Source organism: Actinomycetota bacterium, assembly GCA_005888325.1.
In the GTDB taxonomy this organism is placed as follows: domain Bacteria; phylum Actinomycetota; class Acidimicrobiia; order Acidimicrobiales; family AC-14; genus AC-14.
The window spans coordinates 4,492-6,917 of record VAWU01000082.1 but is presented as its reverse complement, the minus strand read 5'-3'; the positions used below and the strand labels follow the sequence as shown (position 1 = coordinate 6,917).

Annotated in this window: 3 protein-coding genes; 2 read left to right on the top strand and 1 reads right to left on the bottom strand. The window is 65.5% G+C overall.

Annotated features, from left to right (window positions below; genetic code table 11):
- Together E6G06_21985 and E6G06_21980 are read left to right on the top strand one after the other, a co-directional pair.
- Nucleotides 1-599: superoxide dismutase (locus E6G06_21985; protein TML85499.1), on the top strand; the 599-nt coding region annotated here is incomplete at its 5' end.
- Between the two features lie 381 nt (nucleotides 600-980).
- Nucleotides 981-1,535 carry a hypothetical protein gene (locus E6G06_21980; protein ID TML85498.1) on the top strand — a complete coding sequence of 185 codons (555 nt, stop codon included), beginning with the start codon at nucleotides 981-983 and terminating at the stop codon, nucleotides 1,533-1,535.
- A gap of 388 nt (nucleotides 1,536-1,923) precedes the next feature.
- On the opposite strand, the gene E6G06_21975 is transcribed toward E6G06_21980, so the two are convergent.
- Nucleotides 1,924-2,142, bottom strand: coding sequence for a hypothetical protein (locus E6G06_21975; GenBank protein TML85497.1), 219 nt, complete (start codon nucleotides 2,140-2,142; stop codon nucleotides 1,924-1,926).
- Between the last annotated feature and the right edge of the window lie 284 nt (nucleotides 2,143-2,426).

Genomic DNA, 2,426 nt, shown 5'->3' with positions numbered 1-2,426 from the left:
ATGACCCGGGTGCGTTGGAGCCGCACATCAGCGGCCGCATCATGGAACTGCATCACGGGAAGCACCACGCGACGTATGTCAAGGGAGCCAACACTGCGCTCGAGAAGCTCCAGGAACTGCGCGCCGGGGGCGATTTCGCGACGATTTCACTGCTTGAGAGAAATCTCGCGTTCAACGTCTCGGGCCACGTGCTGCACTCCGTCTTCTGGACGAACCTCTCTCCCGACGGCGGGGGAGAACCCGAAGGCGCGCTCGCCGAGGCGCTTGACGCGAATTTCGACGGTTTTGCCGCGTTTCGCCGGGTGATGAGCGAGGCGGCGGCCAGCATCCAAGGTTCAGGCTGGGCATTGGCGTCGTGGGAGCCGGTCGCAAAACGCCTGGTCGTGCAGCAGGTCCACGACCATCAAGGCAATCATGGCCAAGGCACGATTCCGCTCCTCGCCATCGACGCGTGGGAGCACGCGTACTACCTGCAGTACGAGAACCGGAAGACCGACCGCAAGGCCGAGTTCTTCGAAGCCATCTGGAACGTCGTGCACTGGAACGACGTGGCTCGGCGCTACGAAGCTGCTCGTCACCCCGAGCTCGCGGCGGTTTGAGTTTGCGTCAGGGTGTTAGCGCTCGCCACTCGACCATGCGAGCGATTTTCGTTCGTGCTCGTGCACGTGAGGGCCGATGTCGGATCGGTCGTCTCGGAGCGGTCGTCCTCGCGGCGTACTCATCGTGCGTCAACTGGTTGTAGAAGCCGTCGTGGGCGCGCCGGACATCGCGAGGTTCGTCTAGGCCGACCTTCCACTACGAGCTGGGCCGTGGCTGCCACCTCGATGGCAGGACAGAATCCATGTTGCATTCCTCGTTTCCAGGTGTGCTGGCGGTGAAGCGAGGTCTGATGTGCTTTTACTCTTTGTCGCCGCCAGTGCAGGCGAAGAGACCTGAACCAAGTTCGATGGCCGTGAGGCCATGAGGGTAGGGAGCAAGGCATGGAGCAGCGAGACCTGTCCCCATTCAACGTTGTCGCCACCTTCATCGACATGGCGCAGGCGAGGCATGCGCTTGACGTCCTTGAAGGTGCAGGCATCGAAGCGGCGCAAATATCACTCCTGGGTCCCGGCGTGGAGGAGGCGGCCACCGAGCCGAGCACTCGACAGCGTGACCGCGCGGTGGCCGTCGACGTTGCCAAACACGTCGGCGTCGGCGCGGCCGCCGGTTCGACAGCCGGCGGCGCAGTGGGCTTCCTCGCTGGGGCCGTCGCCTTCGGCATCCCGGGAGTAGGTCCCGTGGTCGGCACGGGAATTTGGGCCAGCACCGCCAGCGGGGCGATCGCGGGAGCCACCGTGGGCGGCATGGTCGGGGGCGTGGCGAAGCTCGACATGCATCCCGACTGGGAGTTGACGTATCAGGAAGTGAAGCAGGGTCGCGTGGTCATTGCGTTCCACGCCGGCGACGAATCTGAAGCGCGGCGCGGCGGCGAGCTTCTGGCCAAGGCGCGGCCGCTCCGTGTCGAACACTTCGACCGTAGCGGGAAGCGAATGTGAACACCCGGCACGCCCTATCGTCGTCGGGCAGGACGCGTTTCGCTTCTTCGAGCGCACGGCGGCCGCGAGAAGCGAACCACGTCGGTGCCGGTCACCGTCCGCACGTCACCGCTCAATCATTTGCGTGTCGATGGGCGAGAGGCCAGGCCGGCCGCACGCAAGAGGCGGTTCCACGAGTTTGTGCCCCGCGCGGCGGCTCATGGCGTGGATCGCGGCGACCGCTCGCTGAACTCGCTCGCTCCGAGCGAGCTCGACCGCACGTTCACGGAGCCGGCTGATGAGGACGAGGCATACGGAATCCTTCCTCGAGGTGTACCACCTCAGTGCAGGTGCCCGGGAAACCGGGGATCGCGCGGCGTCGAAGCGGCCAGATGCGGGTATGGATGATTCAGTGTTGGCGCTCTTGTTTTGTGCCGTTATTTTTGGCGTTTTGACGCTCGTGAGCGTGGTGGAGATCGTTGTCGAACGCCGATCCGCGCGCGCGATCGTGGTCGAGAAGCCGTACGTCATGGGGGCGGAGGACGCGACGCGCTTCGAGCAAATAGTGGCCGCGATTTTCACTGCGCACCCAGACTTCGAGGCCCGGTGCCGTCAGCTCCTTGATCACGGAGAATGACTCGATCGCGGCGCCTTCCGCCCTAAACCCCGGCGCGGCCGGCTAGCGACAGCTTCGACGCGAGCCGCTGTCGTCAGCCGGTGACGGGCTGACTCGGCCCGCGTCGCACCACCCGCGGCGACCGGTCGGTCATCTCGACATGGTCTCGAGCCCAGCTCCGATGAGCCTGGCTCGCGAGCACACCGCCGAGCGAGGCCGCCACTAGCCCGCCGGCCATCGCAACGAACGGCGCCCAGAACGAATCGATGTCGGTCGCGCGCTCGACCGCGGTGGCG

What these genes read in the sequence shown, in the direction of transcription:
- E6G06_21980 (TML85498.1), top strand. Translation starts at nt 981, where the DNA reads ATGGAGCAGCGAGACCTGTCCCCATTCAACGTTGTCGCCACCTTCATC.